The sequence below is a fragment of the Bradyrhizobium sp. CIAT3101 genome, from assembly GCF_029714945.1.
GTDB lineage: Bacteria > Pseudomonadota > Alphaproteobacteria > Rhizobiales > Xanthobacteraceae > Bradyrhizobium.
On the sequence record NZ_CP121634.1, the window covers coordinates 8,812,607 to 8,828,547 of the forward strand.

Sequence of the window (15,941 nt, forward strand, 5' to 3'; positions counted from 1 at the left end):
TCTACCCCTCACTTCAGCGCTGGGATCAGGAGTAGGCCTCTGCATAGCCAAGGAACTCGGCATGAGCCGTCCGCTCCTCGTCCCAACGCTTCGCTCCCTTTGGCCTCTCGCGATATTCGCAGACGGTGAGAGAGAGCCTTTTCTTGGCTCGGGAAATTGCCACGAAATACGCCGACCGCTCTGCCTCGATATCCCCCCAGAATGTCTCCTCTTCTACGCCCAGGACGATAACACGTTCGAACTCCAGTCCCTTGCTCTTGTGTATCGACATGATCCTGACCGCGCGCTCTGCTGAAAACGATGAGAGTGCAGCCGACAGATCGACTCCGCCCTGCAATTGCTCCGATATGTATTTTGCGGTTTCTGCAATTCGCTGGTTTAGTCGATCGCCTTGCGCATAATCTGCTGAAAGCGCGGCCACGGCATCCCGTCCCACCGCGGCAATTAACTCTTCCACCAATTTCCCGACTTCACCTTTATCAGCCAGGTTGACCTCGCTGCTGGCGATCCGCTGACGGGCGTCATCGACGAAACCATGCCACCGCGAGCGCGCGCGATGTTCCTGTTCGTCGTCATCCCGGGCGTCGCTCGCGACAATCTCGAGAAGCCGCCTGTAGGCCGCAGGCGCCGCGCGGCCGCTGACGACCTGAAGAAAATCGACAATCAAGCCCGCGACCGGTTCGGCGGCAAGATCCTGCGTTTCATCTTCCTGTCGAAACGGGATGCTTCGTTCCGCCAGCGCCGCACGGAGCTCGCGGCAGTAGAGGTTTTGCTGTCGACTGACGAGCACCGCGATCTCTGCCGGCTCGATAGATTCGCTATCGATCCAGTCACCGATTGCGTTGGCGAGGTGTGTGGCCTCTTCACCGGCATCTTGAAATCGAAGAATTTCAATCTCGCCTTCATCGCCCTCCAGTTCCTCGTCCTCGAGCGCCGCCGCGGCGTCCATGACGCGGACCATCGCGTTCTGCATGCGCCGAAGTCGCGGCGCGGATCGAAAGTTCTGGTAGAGGTTCAGGGTCTTTGCCTTGAAGTCTTCAGCATAAGTCCCAAAGATACCATCTACCGCGCCGGCCCAGCCTATGATCTTTTGCTTGGCATCGCCGACGGCAACAAGGCGCGCGGGCGTACCGAGGAAACAGGTTTCAATCAGCTTGTACTGCTCTGCTGTGCAGTCCTGAAATTCGTCGAGAAAGACGTGGCTATAGGTCTTTCGAATTGCGTTTCTGGCAATTTCGCTCTTCTCGGCTATCGTGATCGCCAGTGGAACCATGTCTCCAAAAGTGATCGACTGCCTTTGGATGCGGGCTGGTCCAATGCTGTAGTCCGGATCGAGGGCGTCACGGCCGGTAAGCGCCAACCGGAAACGGTCGATGATGCGCTTGGCGAAGGCGTGAAACGTGTGGCTATCGAATCGCGCTGCAAGTTCGAACCCGCAGCGCTTTCTGACCCTTGCCTTCAGATTATAGCTCGCGTCCACCTTGAAGGAGATTGCAAGGATGCGCTTGGGATAGCGACAAGTACCGGTGCGCAGCAGGAAGTCCGCCCTCTGGGCGAGCATCTCGGTCTTGCCGGCGCCAGGGCCCGCAGTCAGGGCAAGGTTTAGTTCGATTTCCTTCGCCGCAAGCAAGGCATTCGGTTCGAGCTTGAGATTGTCTGCAGGCGACCATGCGTCAGCTTCGATCATTCAGGCAAAGCCTCCAGATCCTCGGCAACGCGCGCGAACAGTCGCTTCAGCATCTCCGGCATGTCGTCCAGGAGCTCCTGGTCGTGCAGGCTGGCCATTGCTTGAATGTGCCACGCCGGCTTGCTGCCCAGCTTGAAGCGCGCATTGTAAGCATCGAAGTATTTGAGTTCTTGATCCGTGTATTGCTTGCCGACGATATCGCGCTTTTTCCCAAGAACCGCCTTGAGTGCGACTTCGTCAGGCTTCTCCAGCTCGTCATCGCCCATGTCATATGCCGACGAGTAGGCCATCAACATGAGAAAATCGAGATCCAGGGGCGATGAATAAAACACCCCGTGCTCTTCCAGACGCGCGAACCAGCCGACATCGTCCACCATCAGGCCATGCTTCGCGTCCCACTTCGGGATGGAATTGACCTTGGCCTCCTTGAAACCGGCTTTGGCAACGTCGCTGTAGGCAAGCAGCTGCGTTGCCGCATATTTTATTCGGCCCCAACCTCCCTGATAGCGCGCCAAATCCAGATCCAGGAGTGTGACGTGTGGAATGCCGAGCCCATGCAGCAAACGCCAAAAATGATTGACGTGTCGCCCGCCCAAAGGCACGACCGATATCGACACGTCATCGGCCAGGATTCCCTTGGCGGCGAGCAGCCGCGGCAACACCACTTCCTCGCTATCGCCCTCTCCGAGAATGACGAAGCGCGAGAAATAGAGCTCCGGAAACGCCTGAACGCCCTCGCGAACGAACTTGAGCGCTTCTTGATCTTCGGGCAGCTCGATGCGCTTGACCACAGTTTCGCGGCGCTTGTTCAACCGCATGTGCCGGATGTTCTCAGGCGGCACACGACGCATCAACGAGGGCGAATGTGTCGCAAGCAACGCCTGAGCGTCCCGACCGGTCGCGAACTGCTCCATAGCCCTGACGACGCGCCCGAGATAGTGTTGCGACAAGCTGTTCTCAGGCTCCTCTATCGCAATCAGCGTGAAGATGGCGGGCCTCAGCTTGTCGATGTCGAACGCCTCGGCCAATTCCCCGCTGTGGACTTTGGCACCGACGTCACGCATCCCAAGCACGATTGACAGATACAGGATTGATTGTTGTCCATCGCTCAGTCGCGAAAAATCGACGAATTGCTCGCCGTGTCCCGGAGTGAAGCCGACGCTGAGATGGCGCAGAAGCTTTTCCAGCTCGCTGTTGCTGAACGAGATCGACGGATCAGCGAGATAGTTGCCGCTGTGCAAGCTGCCCCACTGTTCCGTCAACGCCGTCGTCATCCCTTCGATAGCGGCGTTTTCTGCAAGGGTTGAGCTAATCTCCGACGTCAAGCTCGAAACCTTGTCACGCTCTCCCGCCCAGTTCGCCGCGCGCAGCGCCCGTCCCAAAAGCGCGTTGGCCGAATAGGAAATGTGCTCCGCCGGATCACGACGCGCAGGAAGATAATGGACCTGGATGGCGTTGCGGTCGTGTTTCGCCACCCTTCCCTCTTCCAAGGGACACCCCTCGTCGTCCGTTTTGATCACGAACGTGAAACTCTCCTCAATATCGTCGTCAAGGTCGATCTTGGCAAACAGCCGGAACCGCACCTGCGCCGGTCCCTTCACCCCAATCAATTGCATATGAGCAAAATTGCCCGGCACGGCGGGGGCGTCCTCGCCATCACCTTCGTCGCCTGCCAGCTCGGGAAATTCAAAATCAGCTTCGATCCAAAGCTCACGCTGCGCCGGACCCCGCCCCGTTTTCTCATCGTGGGGAACGTGGAAATCCGATTTCCGCACCCTGCGCTGCGCCGGATCGAAGCCGAACATCCGCGCGAGCGCTTGCAGAACAGCCGTCTTCCCCGCCCCGTTCGGGCCAAGCAAGAACGTCAGATCATCCAGAGCTATTTCCGTCTGGTCCGCGCTGAACGACCTGAAATTGCTCAGCCGCAAACGTACGAGCTTCATATCTTTTCCCCTAACATCCGGCATCCGCCGCGGGCCTTGCGAACGACAGCGACGCGTGCCCCGGCATCGGCATCGGCGCGAGAAGTGCGCTGCGGCTTGGCTACCGAATCCTTGCGAGCATTGACCGGCTCTCGGCGATCGTTGAAATTAAGCTTGCGGCCGCCTCAGGAAAGCGGTTGCATTAAGACCGACTAGCACGGAATCATCACCAAGATCACTGATTCGACGCTTTGTTGGCACGACTATTCCATGGCTGCGCGGGGAAAATTCTAGTCGCGAATGGCCTACGACTTTCGCAACCTTTCCTATCTCGATTTCGAAGACCTGGCCCGCGATCTCGTGGGCCGGGAGCTCGGCTGTCGCTTTGAGGCGTTCTGCCCCGGCCCCGATGGCGGGATTGATGGACGAAATGCGAGCGCTGCGTCCGGGACGATGATTCTTCAAGCCAAGCACTATGCTGGCTCATCGTTCTCCGACTTGAAAGCTGCGTTGCGACGCTCGCGGTCGGCAATCGATAGTCTGGGGCCGGACCGCTATGTCCTCGTGACGTCGTTCGGTTTCACGCCAGGCGGCAAGGGTGAGCTCGCGCAATTGATCGGCCCCGCCCTGCGCAACGAGGACGATATCCTCGGCCCGGAGGATCTCAACGGGCTGCTTCGAAAATATCCGGACATCGAACAGGCGAACATTAAGCTCTGGCTATCGTCAGCGGCCGTACTTGATCGAATGGTCAATGCCGCAAACCATGTTGTCACGGCACTGTCTCGCGGGGAAATCGAGGACAAGGTCCGCGTCTACGCTCCAAATCCAAGCTTCCGGGAGGCACGCGACAAGCTGGAGTCCGGGCACGTCGTCATCATTTCCGGTCCGCCAGGCGTCGGCAAGACAACGCTCGCCGAAATGCTTTCATTCGCCTACATCGTCGAGGGCTGGGAATATGTGGTGGTCAGAAGTCTCGATGATGGATTTGCGAAGTTGCACGACACGCAACGGCAGAATTTTTTCTTCGATGACTTCCTCGGCACGGCTGCACTCGATACGCGCGCCCTTGCCGCCAAGGACTCCGACCTTGCACGCTTCCTCAAGAGGGTTCGCACGTCGTCAAACGCCAGATTCGTCCTGACCACGCGCGCGCCCATCTTCGATGAGGCGCGGCGGGTCTCGGAACGTCTCGCCGACAAGAGCCTTGATATCGTCAAATACGTTCTGGATGTCGGTCTCTACACGCGACGGATCAAAGCACGGATCCTGTATAATCACCTGTTGGTCTCGAATATCTCGTTCGACCACATCCGCGCCCTATGGTCGTCAGGGGCGGTTCCCAGAATCGTTGACCACAAGAACTACAATCCGCGGATCATCGAAGCGATGACAGACGGCGTGCAAGTGGGAGCTGTCGGCGCAGACGACTATCCCGCCGAATTCATTAAGTCTCTGGACAACCCTCAACGGATTTGGGACGTGTCCTTTCGCTCCCACATCCCGAGAAAATGCCAACATCTGCTCTACAGCCTCTTCTTTTGCTTGGACTACGGCGTCCTGATCGACGAGCTACGGGTGATCTTCAATGGGCTGCATCAGTTCGTCTCGAGCAAATATGCGGTACCGCACGATTCCAGTGACTTCGAGGAATCCTTGCGGATCCTGGAGGGAGGTTACATCGCGATAAGAGACAGACGCGTTAGCTTCATCAATCCATCCCTTCGCGACTATCTTTCCGATCGTCTTGACGACGTGGATTTGATATGTGACTTCGCCTCAGCCGCGCAGAAGGCCGACTGGGCCAGCCGTCTGTGGGACTATGTTCGCATCGACAAGCTTTGGAGCCCGCAGCGACATATCCAAGTGGCGCGATGCTTCCTCCCGCTTGCCACTCGCTTCCACGAGCTCCCCAGATGGATACCGTCACAAACAACGCCCAACGCGTGGGAATATCACGACATAGGTGATGCAGAACGCATCTCGCTTCTGCTGACCTGGCGCGCCTGTTCGGGTGACGCGCAGTTCGAGCAGCTTGCGCTCGCCCTGGCAACGCAACGTGTGGGCCACTTCGACGCGTGGGGAGACGGTCGTCGCCTTGTCAAGCTGCTGCTCGAACTTTCCGACCAGCAGGACGATTACGGGTTGGACGATCGGCCTGCGCTGGTCAATCGGCTCGAGGAAGGTCTGACCGAAATGCTTGGCGGCCACATGATGCCGGACGACCTGGAGAGCATATGGGATGAGATCGACGCGAGACGAACGTCTTTCAGCCCACGCGTAGCCGACGCCGCCAGGGACGCAATCGCAGACCATATTCGGGATGTTCAATCGTTCGTCGAGGGTCTCGATGCGGAATCGGAACTCAGGGACCATATTAAGACGATCGAACGCTTCGGCCGCCGTTTCGCGATCCCGGACGACGAGCTGAAGAGGGCGATCAGCGTGGTACACGAACGCATTGCGGAAATCGGTTTGAAGGCCGAAACCGCGCCTTCTCCGTCACGATCATCGATGCCGACGCCGGAGCGTGAGAGCTTTGATGACAGGGATCTGGCCAATTTGTTTGCACCGCTGGTCCACGGTCTCAAGTGATGGACCGGCCCGGCGCATTCAAAAAACGCGGGCCGAATCGCCGTCAGCGCCCAGGCTGAACACGCGCGTCCATCAAGGACTCGAATAACGCCCCACAAGTCAGGCGGCATCTCCGGCAATCAATGGTCATCGCTTTTGCGCCGCAAGCTGCGTCGGCAATCTAATCCTTGCCACGGCGGAAAATTGACCGCCGAAGTGGGGAAAAGAATACGACTGCCTCATCTGCATGACCCAGGCGCGACCCAAGCCAAAGCCGTTGATCGGCTCCCGTGAGGCGACTTCTTAAGACATTGTTTTGTCTGGGATTTTGGTGGGCGCACCAGGGCTCGAACCTGGGACCCGCTGATTAAGAGTCAGCTGCGGGTCAAGCACAATCAATGGCTTGCCGGTTGCCCCCCAGCGCTGTCCGCCTGAAAATGGGCATTCGTCGAAGATCAACGTGCTTCGCTCGCCGCCCGCCTATCCGAGTGGTCAGGACGTTTATCACCGGGGGAACCTTCGGATCTCCTTCGCGCTGCGCAAAATTGGGGAAGGCATCCAAGAGTGGCTTCGCGGACAAGGACCAAGGCGCCTCGACTCGCGAGGACAGCCCTATTGAACGGCAACATGCGCAAGTCTGTCGGGGCTTTCGAACGAATGGACCATTTCCATCAAGCCCCGCCAACTCTCCGGTTTTCAGTATTGTGGCCAAGCCGCTCTAACGCGCTAGGACGTTGGTTGCCGAGCCCGGCAAAAAACATTGCTCCCAGACCGTTTTCTCCCGCCTTGGGAAGGACACTCAACGGGCGCGCAATGCAACGCTGCCGCTCATGGCCGCGGTACAGACACCAAGTTTGATGCGGTAACTTCGTCGCCGAAACCAGGCCGGCTCGTTGTCGGGGATCGAACCGAACTAAAGCCTGTCCTCCGGCAACCGACTCATTAAGATTCTCGCCAGGAAGGACGAGAATCAGACAGACAAATCAACCAGAGTGTGCATACAATCAAACGGGGTACTGTCTGACTTTATTGATCTTTGATTTTATTTGGACGGGGGCGCGTTATGTGTATCCGGTTTTTCGCCACGGTCGCGGCAGCGCTGTTGCTGCCGGCTTGTTCGATCCATCCACTGCCCGAAGATGTGACGGGCGTTAACACCTACCACATTGTTCGGCAAATCCGCTGCGAAACGCGCGCGGCCGCTATCGATATCATAGTTCGCGAGCTGAGAAGGGAAGCGGAGGCAGGCGACGACGCGATGGCTCAGCGTATCCTGGGCAAGTACGACGCCGATCCAGAATGGATCAGTAACTTCAGTCCAGACCTTTTTGTCGGGCCAGACTACGCCCGGTACAGAGACCTCTACAAGGTAATCACCACCGCCGCGGTCGCCTACAACTTCGACCTCACCATGAGCGAGACGAATAATCTGGGCACATCGGTAAATTTGCTTGGACCGTGGTCGCCCAAATTCACCGCCGCACTAGGTGGCGATGCAAATCGCTCGCGGAGCAACCAGCGAACATTCACGGTGACGGACACGTTTGGCGAACTGTTGAAGATCAACACGCTGGTTCGAGGTGTGCGCTACTGCGACAAGCACCTAGTCGAGGCCAACTTTATTTATCCCGTCGCTGGCCGCATCGGAGTCGATGAGATGGTACTGACGTTCTTCAATCTATCCCTGTTTGGCGCCCTGGAGGCTCAGCAGGCCAAGCCAGGCGCAGGCGGCCCGCCGGCGATGGCCGACAAATTGACCTTCACGACCACGATCGATGGCTCCGTGAATCCGGCAAAGGTCGTGTTCAATCCAGTAGGCTCTGGGCTACAGGTCGCGGACGCCTCGCTCTCCGGAACATTGACGCGGATGGATACGCATGTCGTCACCGTCGGGCTCGCGCTCGATTCCAAAGTATCGGCATCACTAAATTCGCTTCGCGGATATCTTTTTTCACGACAGCGAGGCTTTGGCGTTGCGGTGGCCGACAGCGGCACAACGGCTTCCCGATCCGTGCGCAACGCCCAGATTTTTAACACGCTCACCGCAGATGTTGGCAACAGCTCTGCGAAGGAGCTTGCCGTCACTATGGTGGATCAGCAAAAGAGTCGGGAATTCCAGTTGGTCCGCTCTCGCTAGTTGAGGAGCTCAGCAATGGCCAAACGTACCTTGAAGACGAGGAAATCCTCGCCGGGTCGCGCCAAGCCGGCAAAGAAAGGCACGAAGAAGGCGAAAGCCGCAAGGGCGCCGGCCAAGACGGGGCGGAAGAAGGCGACAGGAGGCGTCAAGGACCCGCTGCCCGGCGGCGATCCCTTTGAGTTGTAGTCCTTTTGAGTCGTCGCCTTTTTGAACTGCGGCCTCGTTCAACTGTCGCCCTTTTGAGTGAATGCCCTGGGCAAGCACGCACCTCTTCCCTTTAACCTGAAAGTTATTTCAACGGAGTTCTGGTATGGCGAAACCGCCCGCAGCCAATCAAGGCAAATTTCCTACGATCGCTTTCGTCAATCTGGCGACGGTCCCTCTCGGAATCGACTTGCGTCGGCTGGTCTCGGCGCTGGACAAGCAATTGCAGCGCGACTTCGTCCCGATTTGGGGATACCCCGCCACGCTTTATGTCACCGACAAACCCAAACCGAATGAGTGGCAAATCGTGTTTCTGGATGATTCCGATGCTGCGGACGCGATGGGTTATCACAACCTGACTAAGGACGGGCAGCCGGTCTCGAAAGTATTCGTCAAGACCACGATTGCCGCCAAGCAGAAGGTCAGCGTCACGGCATCCCACGAGCTACTTGAAATGCTGATCGATCCAGGCGCCCAGATGTGGGCACAGGCCAGCAATGGCCGGTTCTACGCCTATGAGGTCTGCGACGCTGTCGAAGAAGAAGAATATGTGATCGACGGCGTGGCGGTAAGCGATTTCGTCTACCCGTCCTTTTTCGAATCCTGGCACGAGCCGATGTCGACCCGGTTCGACCATCTGCAAAAGGTTTCCAGGCCATTCCAGACACTGCAGAACGGCTACCAGGTGGTGAGTAATGGCGCTGTTGCCCGGGAAGTCTTCAGCTCCGGCCCCAAGGAGATCAATTTTCAAGAGGTCGAAGTTCGAACATTACACCGCAGCGAGTATCGCAAGGAGATGATGCCAGGGGGTACTCCCAGCACGCCGGGTGGCGCAGCCGGTTCGAACGCCGCCACGGCTCATGCTGCGTTGCTAGAACATGCCGGGCAGTTTTTGACGACGCTGGCCGCCATGCGCGATCCACTCCCGGGTGGCAGAGATCCCTTTGATCTGATGGCGCGACGGAAGCCGGGCGGCGTTCGCGATCCGCTGCCGGGTGGCGATCCGTTTGAATTGTAGAACGCTTTGGGGAAACGCTTCGACTTTTGAATTGCATTTCTATCTGAGGAGATTGTGTCTCAGCTAACCTCCTCGATCGGAAACGCCATGACTTTAAATTCAACTCCCAATGGTATGCCCAGCGGGGCAAGGACCCGATGCTGTTCGCATTCGGGATTCATGGTCAATCTTTTCGTGGATTATCATCGCAAAGTAGTAGTGGCCAAAATGTCGTCTCAGAACGAACCACTCGACTTCGGGAAAATTTCGCTAACGATGAAGATCTTTGACACTCTACGCCATAAGCGCAACGAACGTGGTCGAGTTCTTCGGAAAGCGCAGAAAAATCAACGACGGCGGCCATTATCCCGCCGCTCATAACGGTCTGGTTGCAGGTTCGAGTCCTGCCGGGCCCACGAAGAATATTAGTGACCTTCGTCTTCGTTGCCCGCACCGCGACGACCGCGCCAGATACGTCCACTTTTCGTTCGTGCGCAAGTTCGAAGACTACGGCAAACTCGCATGGTGGTGAGAGCATACGACAGTGCATCCGCCGCCGTTCGGTTTTCCCGCCGACGGAGAAGAGCCTATGAACATAGAAGAGCATAGTCGGCACCCCGACATATCGATCGATCGGCACATAAAGTCTTGTATTTTTGGGTTGGGACGAGCACTCGTAGGCGGGCACGCGGTCTATCTGGATGTGCGCTATTGGCTGCTTCTGAGAAATGCCTTGCTTGCCAGTGACGGCGCTAGCCCTGGTGGGCAGCTCCTCGCGTTACTTCGGAACGCCGTGAAGAGCGGGAAAGTCTTTTGCCCTATCAGCGAAGCCGTTTTCCTGGAGCTATTGAAACAGTCCGATCCATCCTCGCGCTTGCGAACGGCTGGATTGATTGATGAACTGAGCCTTGGCGTCTCGTTGCTCAGCCAGCGTGAACGGGTGGCAACCGAGCTGGCGCACTTCTTCTATTCGACGACCCGGAATGCCGAAGACCTTCATCCACTGAGATATCTCGTATGGACGAAGCTGCCCTATGTGCTCGGCCTCTTGCATCCAACCGAAACGGCGTTCGATGGCGCGACGGAGCTTGCCGTTCAAAAGGCGTTTTTCGACAAGATGTGGACGATCGACCTTGCGAAGATGGTCGATATGCTGGGGACTACTCCACTGCCGTTCGAGTCACGGCTCGGTGACATTGCGGACAAGCTCAACGCCGGGAATATTGAACATGCAGCCGAACTCAAAAGCTTCCAGCAGGGCTTTGACCAATGAGCTTGGCGGCGTGGCCGATCTCTGCGCCGATACGGCAGCCGACATCATGATGGAGATGGCGGTGAAGCAAGGTTATGCCGCGCCATCTTCCAATAGTGATGAATGGAAGCGCGCACGGCAAATGTGCGCAAACGTACTGTTTCACGGACTGCAAGCGAAATCCGGCCTGCGTCATAACCTTCCTACACTGTACATCGAGGCGTGCCTCCACCCTACCATCCGATGGGACAAGAGACGTCGCCTCGTCGGAAACGATATTTGTGATTTCAACCATGCGAGCGCCGCCATCGCATATTGTCAGGCCTTTTTCACGGAAGGCCCATTGAAGGCGCTGCTCGAACTGAAGCATCACGGGCTTGCAAGCGATTTCAGGTGTAGGGTGGCATCGGAAATGTCGGAAGCGCTCGCGGTACTTGATGATCTGGCGCGATGAGGCGCGATATGAAGGGCTCTGGGCGAGCGACTTATCTTTCCATTCTCGGTTGACGTGCTTGGCCGGCTTGGCGACAATCCTCAACTCCTTTGGCGGCCCCGGTGGGAAGGTCAAATATGGCAATTGCCGGCATGAGCGAAGAGGAGCGCCTGCGCAGCGAAGAGAGAAGCCGCGCGGACATGGAAAGGCTTTCGAGAGAGCTCCAGTCCTTGATTCTGAGTCTGCCGCCCCGCGAACTGCTGGACTACATCTGGAGCACCACGACGGTGGCTGGGATGTTCGCCGATGGCAATGGTCGCGCGAGCCACCGCGCCGAGATGAACACGGTTCAATTTGTGCTGGAATATGTGCACGCGGTCCTGGCGAGTTTTGCTCCCGGCGGCGAAGGCGCATTCAAGGAAGAAACCGTCGCGAAGATTTTCAAGGTCGCGGAAGAGCTTCGTACCACGGCAATGCTCTTTTGCCTCTTCAGAGCCGTCGGTGCTGACGGCGGCATGTTTGGTGAGCGGACGGGCCTGATTCTGCAATCCGTGCTGTCGAACTGGGTCCTTATGCGCGGAAACCGCTATGGCGGGTTGGAAGGAGAATTCTACGGGTTCGTTCTTGAACCGCATGATCAGATCCTGCGGGAAACTTACGGCATCGGGGCCGCGGAAGTCGCTGCCGGAATTCAGGCGGCGGTGAACTCGCGGGCAGGAGGACACGCTGATGCGGTTGATCGCATGGAAGTCCTGATGGAGGCCGCCGCCAAAGCCGAGGTGGAACAGGGGCTGACGCAGAAGCAGGTCCTCGATCAATGGCAGAGCGATCAGCCGGAAAAACTGGAGGCGGCAAAAGACGTCTATATGGATTTGTTCAGGGGCGGTAATTGCAATCTCAGCAGGCATACCGACTTGCCGGCTTCATTGCTGGAGGACCTTGCCTTCGAGCGCGGCGCCCATCACGACCTTTTCGCCCCGGGCCCGCTGTCGGGCACTCCGTTTCGTACCTTGCCGGCGCGGATGAAGCCGCTCATCAAGCTCGACGGTGACTTTTTCGCGGCCGATCAGGCGTTCGTTCGCGATTCCGCCTATCGCGCCTTGCTCTGGAATCTCTTGCAGCGCAGACCGGAGTACAAGAAGGCATTTGAAACGCGGCAGAAGGATATGGGCGAGACGGCGTTTCAGAGCGTGCTGGCAAAGCAACTGGACAGCGCGGCGGTACATCGCTAGGTTTGGTACCCCTACCCTGACAAGGGCCATTGGGTTGAGAACGACCTGCTTGTCCGGATCGATGATGCGTTGTTGCTGGTCGAAGCCAAAGCCGGGGCAGCTGCGACCGTTGCGTCACCTGCAACGGACTTTGATCGTCATGGTCGTTCAATACACGACCTTATCGTGAAGGCTCACGATCAATGCCGCCGCTTCTTGCAGTATCTCGCGTCAGCAGACGAGGTCCCCATCTATAGGCGCGAAGCCGGCCGGTATACGGAAGTAGAGCGCATCCGCCTAACGGATTTTCGCCTCGTGCTTCCTATTGGTTTGACTGTCGAATCATTTTCTCCCTACGCATCGCTTGCAAAACTTTTCCCTGACGCCGGGCCAATCCTGGGACATCACCCGTTCCTTTCGCTCTCCATCGACGATCTGTTTGTTCTGCGACGCTTCCTTCCGAGTGCAGGCGAGCTGTTGCACTATCTGGAAGTTCGGCAGGCTGTGGCCGGAATTCCACAGGCGATCCTGTTTGATGAAATGGATCATCTCGGAGCGTATCTGACCAAGAACCGGTTTGATTGGACGTTGCGCGCGCAACTCAACGACAACACGGAACTGATCTGCTGGGACGGGCAGAGCGAGCCCGTCGACAATTATTTTGCCGATGGCGAATTTGCCGAGAAACCGCCGCCTGTGCAGGCGGTATCCCGAAGAGGCAAAACGGCTTCTCGATGCGCTGGAAGCAACGAAGGAAAGAGGATGGCTTTCGATCGCAAGTCATATTCGCAATTTCGGCCAGGAATCGCGCAACAGTTTCTCGGACATGCTTGCGCAGGTGCGCACCAGCCTGCCGCAACATGCAAGCCGCTATTTTCAGATCGGTGACGATCCGCCGCTTTTCGTGTGGCTGCAACGCACAGGATATCTGCCGGACATGAAGATGCTTCGCGCGAAAGCGCAAGCCGGCGCGATAATGGCAGGGCAGTCGCACACGTTTACGGTGCTTGCCTACATAACACCCGACGGGACCTATTCGCGCGTCATTCCTGTTGCCGTCGATGTCCCCGCGAAAGGAACACCGGAGTATGGTGAGCTTCAAGGTGACGTAGCGCGGATGAATGCGCGGAAATACGCGATCCTCTCAGAGGCAGTCGAAAGGGAGCGCGAGCTCGCGGGCGTACGCATGCCCGGCGCTAATGACCCCTGCTGGTGTGGAAGCGGCAAGAAATACAGGAACTGTCATGGGCCCTGACAGCGTACCGGAGCCGTCAACCTTCACCAGACGCGCTCCGCCCATCTTCGTGCTCACGCAAACGTTAGGCACCGTTCAGGATACGTCGGCAGTCTTTTGCTCGCTCGACCAGCTTGTCGGCCAGACGCTTGATGATGGCATTGTCGAGCCCTTCGGCCTGCGCGGCAGCACATATGTCGGTTACGTGGTCAGGGAGCCGCTCGGCCATGGAATTGAGGCCGGCAACAACCTTGCCGGCGTCGAAGCGGGTTTCACGAGCGAACTTCTGCCAGTCACGTAGACTGACCTGGCTCATCCTGTATTCGCCGCCGATCTTCATCGCGAGCTTCATTTTCTGGAGCTCGACATCGTCATAGGGCAAAATGCTGGCGACGTCGTAGAGCGGTGCGAGCCGCACCGTAGGGCCGCTGGCGAGCAACAGCGAATAATTCTTGGCATGCGCATCGGTGCCCCCGATGAGCCAATTGAAGCCAAGGGCATCGATGAATGTGTCGATGTCATCCACACTATTTGTGGAATGGGTACGAAGGAGTTCGATGATATCTGTGGGGGATGGACCACCCTCATTTTGATATTTCTCGGTTGGCATGATGCCGCGAGCCTGGCACATGTCTTCCTGATGGACGCGAACAACGGCATTGCCGCTAAGCTGCCGGTCATAGCGTGCGACGACGATTGCGATTTCATCTCCAAAGCGCATAACCTTGGTTTCAGCAACGGGCAAACCGAGGTTGCGTGCGAGATTAAGACAGATGTGTTCGTTCTCCGCGTGGCCGTCGAAGTGGCCGGTCGGAGGTTTCAGAATGTGCGTGGTCGGAATGCGTCCAGATGGCAGCCCCCATTTGTTGTTTTGCCAAAGGAGTGTCGTCTTCGGTTGGGCTCCGGCGAGGCTGAACTGTCCGGTATCGCGCGGCAATCGCCACGCAGCGTGATCTTCGCGCAGTATCTTCAGACGCTTTGCGACGTCTGCTTCCGTGAGCCATTCGACGTTGTCACCGGCACCACTCCGCAAGACTTCCAGACGTTCAGGCGTGACGAACTGAATGGCGCCTGCACAATCCTCGCCAACATGGGAGATCAGGGCAAACACGTTGCGGGCGGAGACCTGGTATTTCTTGGCCCAGCGATCGAGAACGTGTTCGTTATCCGGTAGAAGTCCCCAAAGGAATGACTGAACGACTGATGGGCCGTGTTGCTCGGCTGCAAGCGGCATGGAAAGCGAAATCGGATATGCGTCCCTCGCTTCGCGCCAAGCGCTGTCATAGACAAAGGTAAGCCGGCCCCGCGCGTCGTTACGCACGCGACCGACTTCCTTGCCATCCAGCAGTGCGACAAGTTCGTTTGTCATGGCCTGCTCTTCCTGGCTTTTGCCACGATGGCATTGATATCGACGGCAGACTTTTCTGCTCCGCGGCTGTGAGGCGGTTCACTGGCCGCATCCAGGCGGATGCCGAGAGCGTCAAGAGCGCGGAGCACCAAGCCGAGTTCGGCGCGCGCGTGACCGTGTTCGACTTCGATAACCCACTGCCGGCTGACGCCAATACGCTTCGCGAAGCTCGACTGATCGAGCTTGAGCCGTTTGCGCCTGTCTCGAATGATAGCTCCGAGATCGGTAGATGTTCGTATCAGCATGGCAAGCCCAAATGTCGTCGTTCGCTTACATTAACATATGTCAGCGTTCGACGACAGTCAAAAATGTCGTCGAACGGCAACAATACAAAATGTCACCGTTCGACGACATAAGAACAGCCAAGGAAGTGACATTTAATATCGATAGATCAGCTAGTTATGGCAATTATTCAACAGTAACGAAATTATTAACGACCCGTTGATAGGGTCGACAATTGTAACTGAACCTCGACCCGAGAAGGTATCGATGCTCGTTGCTAACGAAGAGATCTGGCCCTGGCCGGTCGGGGAAGACCTCGGCGCCCAGGATCATCGGTCCCGGCGGCGCGGCCGACGGCTACGACAAGGCTCAATCCGTCGCACAAGAAAAGGCGAGCAAGTTCGACCGCTCGGCGTTCATCGGAGACGCCAGATATCCATACTGGTGGGGCCACGACAGAGATGCCCCGCAATTGCATCGGTACGTCATTCGAGCATCTTGAGGGTCGCTGCTCCCGTAACCGCCACGACCGCCCCCGCCGAGCATCAATCGCAAAATGCGATCGACGACCGGGATGAGTAGAGAAGGCAGTAAACGGGTCAGTTCAACAAGTATTCAGCCGGCGTAGGGGCGCGGCGTAGAGGGGAGAAAAACTACTTG

General features: G+C 57.5%; 14 protein-coding genes and 1 tRNA gene. 10 read left to right on the top strand and 5 right to left on the bottom strand.

Features of this window, described 5'->3' with window-relative positions; all coding sequences use genetic code 11:
• Nucleotides 1-25 precede the first annotated feature (25 nt).
• Nucleotides 26-1,687, bottom strand: a complete 1,662-nt coding sequence (locus QA645_RS40820; protein ID WP_283046636.1) for an ATP-dependent helicase — start codon at nucleotides 1,685-1,687, stop codon at nucleotides 26-28.
• Nucleotides 1,684-3,630 (bottom strand): AAA family ATPase, encoded by a 1,947-nt coding sequence (locus tag QA645_RS40825; protein WP_283046638.1) that lies wholly within the window; start codon nucleotides 3,628-3,630, stop codon nucleotides 1,684-1,686. Before QA645_RS40825 ends, QA645_RS40820 begins: the two co-directional genes overlap by 4 nt.
• Nucleotides 3,631-3,909: 279 nt before the next feature.
• Between QA645_RS40825 and QA645_RS40830 the strand changes: the two genes are divergently transcribed.
• The gene (locus QA645_RS40830; protein WP_283046639.1) at nucleotides 3,910-6,204 is read left to right on the top strand and encodes a restriction endonuclease; all 2,295 of its coding nucleotides are present in this window, start codon (nucleotides 3,910-3,912) and stop codon (nucleotides 6,202-6,204) included.
• A gap of 308 nt (nucleotides 6,205-6,512) precedes the next feature.
• Here QA645_RS40830 and QA645_RS40835 read toward each other — a convergent pair.
• Nucleotides 6,513-6,601, bottom strand: a tRNA-Lys gene (locus tag QA645_RS40835).
• A gap of 645 nt (nucleotides 6,602-7,246) precedes the next feature.
• On the opposite strand from QA645_RS40835, the gene QA645_RS40840 reads away from it, so the two are divergent.
• From QA645_RS40840 to QA645_RS40880, 9 genes are all read left to right on the top strand, one after another.
• Complete coding sequence (locus tag QA645_RS40840) at nucleotides 7,247-8,320, top strand: hypothetical protein (protein ID WP_283046641.1); 1,074 nt, start codon at nucleotides 7,247-7,249, stop codon at nucleotides 8,318-8,320.
• Nucleotides 8,321-8,335: 15 nt separating this feature from the next.
• Entirely contained in the window at nucleotides 8,336-8,506 is a 171-nt protein-coding gene (locus tag QA645_RS40845; protein ID WP_283046643.1) for a hypothetical protein, read from the top strand.
• A gap of 124 nt (nucleotides 8,507-8,630) precedes the next feature.
• The gene (locus QA645_RS40850; protein WP_283046645.1) at nucleotides 8,631-9,542 is read left to right on the top strand and encodes a hypothetical protein; all 912 of its coding nucleotides are present in this window, start codon (nucleotides 8,631-8,633) and stop codon (nucleotides 9,540-9,542) included.
• A 265-nt stretch (nucleotides 9,543-9,807) separates the two neighbouring features.
• A complete protein-coding gene (locus tag QA645_RS40855) occupies nucleotides 9,808-10,053 on the top strand; it encodes a hypothetical protein (protein ID WP_283046647.1) in 246 nt (81 codons plus the stop codon).
• 57 nt (nucleotides 10,054-10,110) lie between these two features.
• Nucleotides 10,111-10,794, top strand: coding sequence for a hypothetical protein (locus QA645_RS40860; protein ID WP_283046649.1), 684 nt, complete (start codon nucleotides 10,111-10,113; stop codon nucleotides 10,792-10,794).
• Complete coding sequence (locus QA645_RS40865; protein ID WP_283046651.1) at nucleotides 10,751-11,227, top strand: hypothetical protein; 477 nt, start codon at nucleotides 10,751-10,753, stop codon at nucleotides 11,225-11,227. The genes QA645_RS40860 and QA645_RS40865 overlap by 44 nt, the downstream gene beginning before the upstream one ends.
• Nucleotides 11,228-11,343: 116 nt before the next feature.
• Complete coding sequence (locus tag QA645_RS40870; protein WP_283046653.1) at nucleotides 11,344-12,438, top strand: hypothetical protein; 1,095 nt, start codon at nucleotides 11,344-11,346, stop codon at nucleotides 12,436-12,438.
• 72 nt (nucleotides 12,439-12,510) lie between these two features.
• Nucleotides 12,511-13,305 (top strand): hypothetical protein, encoded by a 795-nt coding sequence (locus QA645_RS40875; protein WP_283046654.1) that lies wholly within the window; start codon nucleotides 12,511-12,513, stop codon nucleotides 13,303-13,305.
• A complete protein-coding gene (locus tag QA645_RS40880) occupies nucleotides 13,256-13,672 on the top strand; it encodes an SEC-C domain-containing protein (RefSeq protein WP_283046656.1) in 417 nt (138 codons plus the stop codon). Before QA645_RS40875 ends, QA645_RS40880 begins: the two co-directional genes overlap by 50 nt.
• A 64-nt stretch (nucleotides 13,673-13,736) precedes the next feature.
• On the opposite strand, the gene QA645_RS40885 is transcribed toward QA645_RS40880, so the two are convergent.
• Nucleotides 13,737-15,020 (bottom strand): type II toxin-antitoxin system HipA family toxin, encoded by a 1,284-nt coding sequence (locus tag QA645_RS40885; RefSeq protein WP_283046658.1) that lies wholly within the window; start codon nucleotides 15,018-15,020, stop codon nucleotides 13,737-13,739.
• Nucleotides 15,017-15,304, bottom strand: coding sequence for a helix-turn-helix domain-containing protein (locus QA645_RS40890; protein ID WP_283046660.1), 288 nt, complete (start codon nucleotides 15,302-15,304; stop codon nucleotides 15,017-15,019). Before QA645_RS40890 ends, QA645_RS40885 begins: the two co-directional genes overlap by 4 nt.
• Nucleotides 15,305-15,941 lie beyond the last annotated feature (637 nt).

Bases quoted from the DNA above. Each gene is read 5' to 3' on its own strand.
- QA645_RS40820 (WP_283046636.1), bottom strand. From the start codon at position 1,687: ATGATCGAAGCTGACGCATGGTCGCCTGCAGACAATCTCAAGCTCGAA.
- QA645_RS40840 (WP_283046641.1), top strand. From the start codon at position 7,247: ATGTGTATCCGGTTTTTCGCCACGGTCGCGGCAGCGCTGTTGCTGCCG.
- QA645_RS40870 (WP_283046653.1), top strand. From the start codon at position 11,344: ATGGCAATTGCCGGCATGAGCGAAGAGGAGCGCCTGCGCAGCGAAGAG.
- QA645_RS40860 (WP_283046649.1), top strand. From the start codon at position 10,111: ATGAACATAGAAGAGCATAGTCGGCACCCCGACATATCGATCGATCGG.
- QA645_RS40885 (WP_283046658.1), bottom strand. From the start codon at position 15,020: ATGACAAACGAACTTGTCGCACTGCTGGATGGCAAGGAAGTCGGTCGC.
- QA645_RS40830 (WP_283046639.1), top strand. From the start codon at position 3,910: ATGGCCTACGACTTTCGCAACCTTTCCTATCTCGATTTCGAAGACCTG.
- QA645_RS40845 (WP_283046643.1), top strand. From the start codon at position 8,336: ATGGCCAAACGTACCTTGAAGACGAGGAAATCCTCGCCGGGTCGCGCC.
- QA645_RS40825 (WP_283046638.1), bottom strand. From the start codon at position 3,630: ATGAAGCTCGTACGTTTGCGGCTGAGCAATTTCAGGTCGTTCAGCGCG.
- QA645_RS40890 (WP_283046660.1), bottom strand. From the start codon at position 15,304: ATGCTGATACGAACATCTACCGATCTCGGAGCTATCATTCGAGACAGG.
- QA645_RS40850 (WP_283046645.1), top strand. From the start codon at position 8,631: ATGGCGAAACCGCCCGCAGCCAATCAAGGCAAATTTCCTACGATCGCT.
- QA645_RS40865 (WP_283046651.1), top strand. From the start codon at position 10,751: ATGCAGCCGAACTCAAAAGCTTCCAGCAGGGCTTTGACCAATGAGCTT.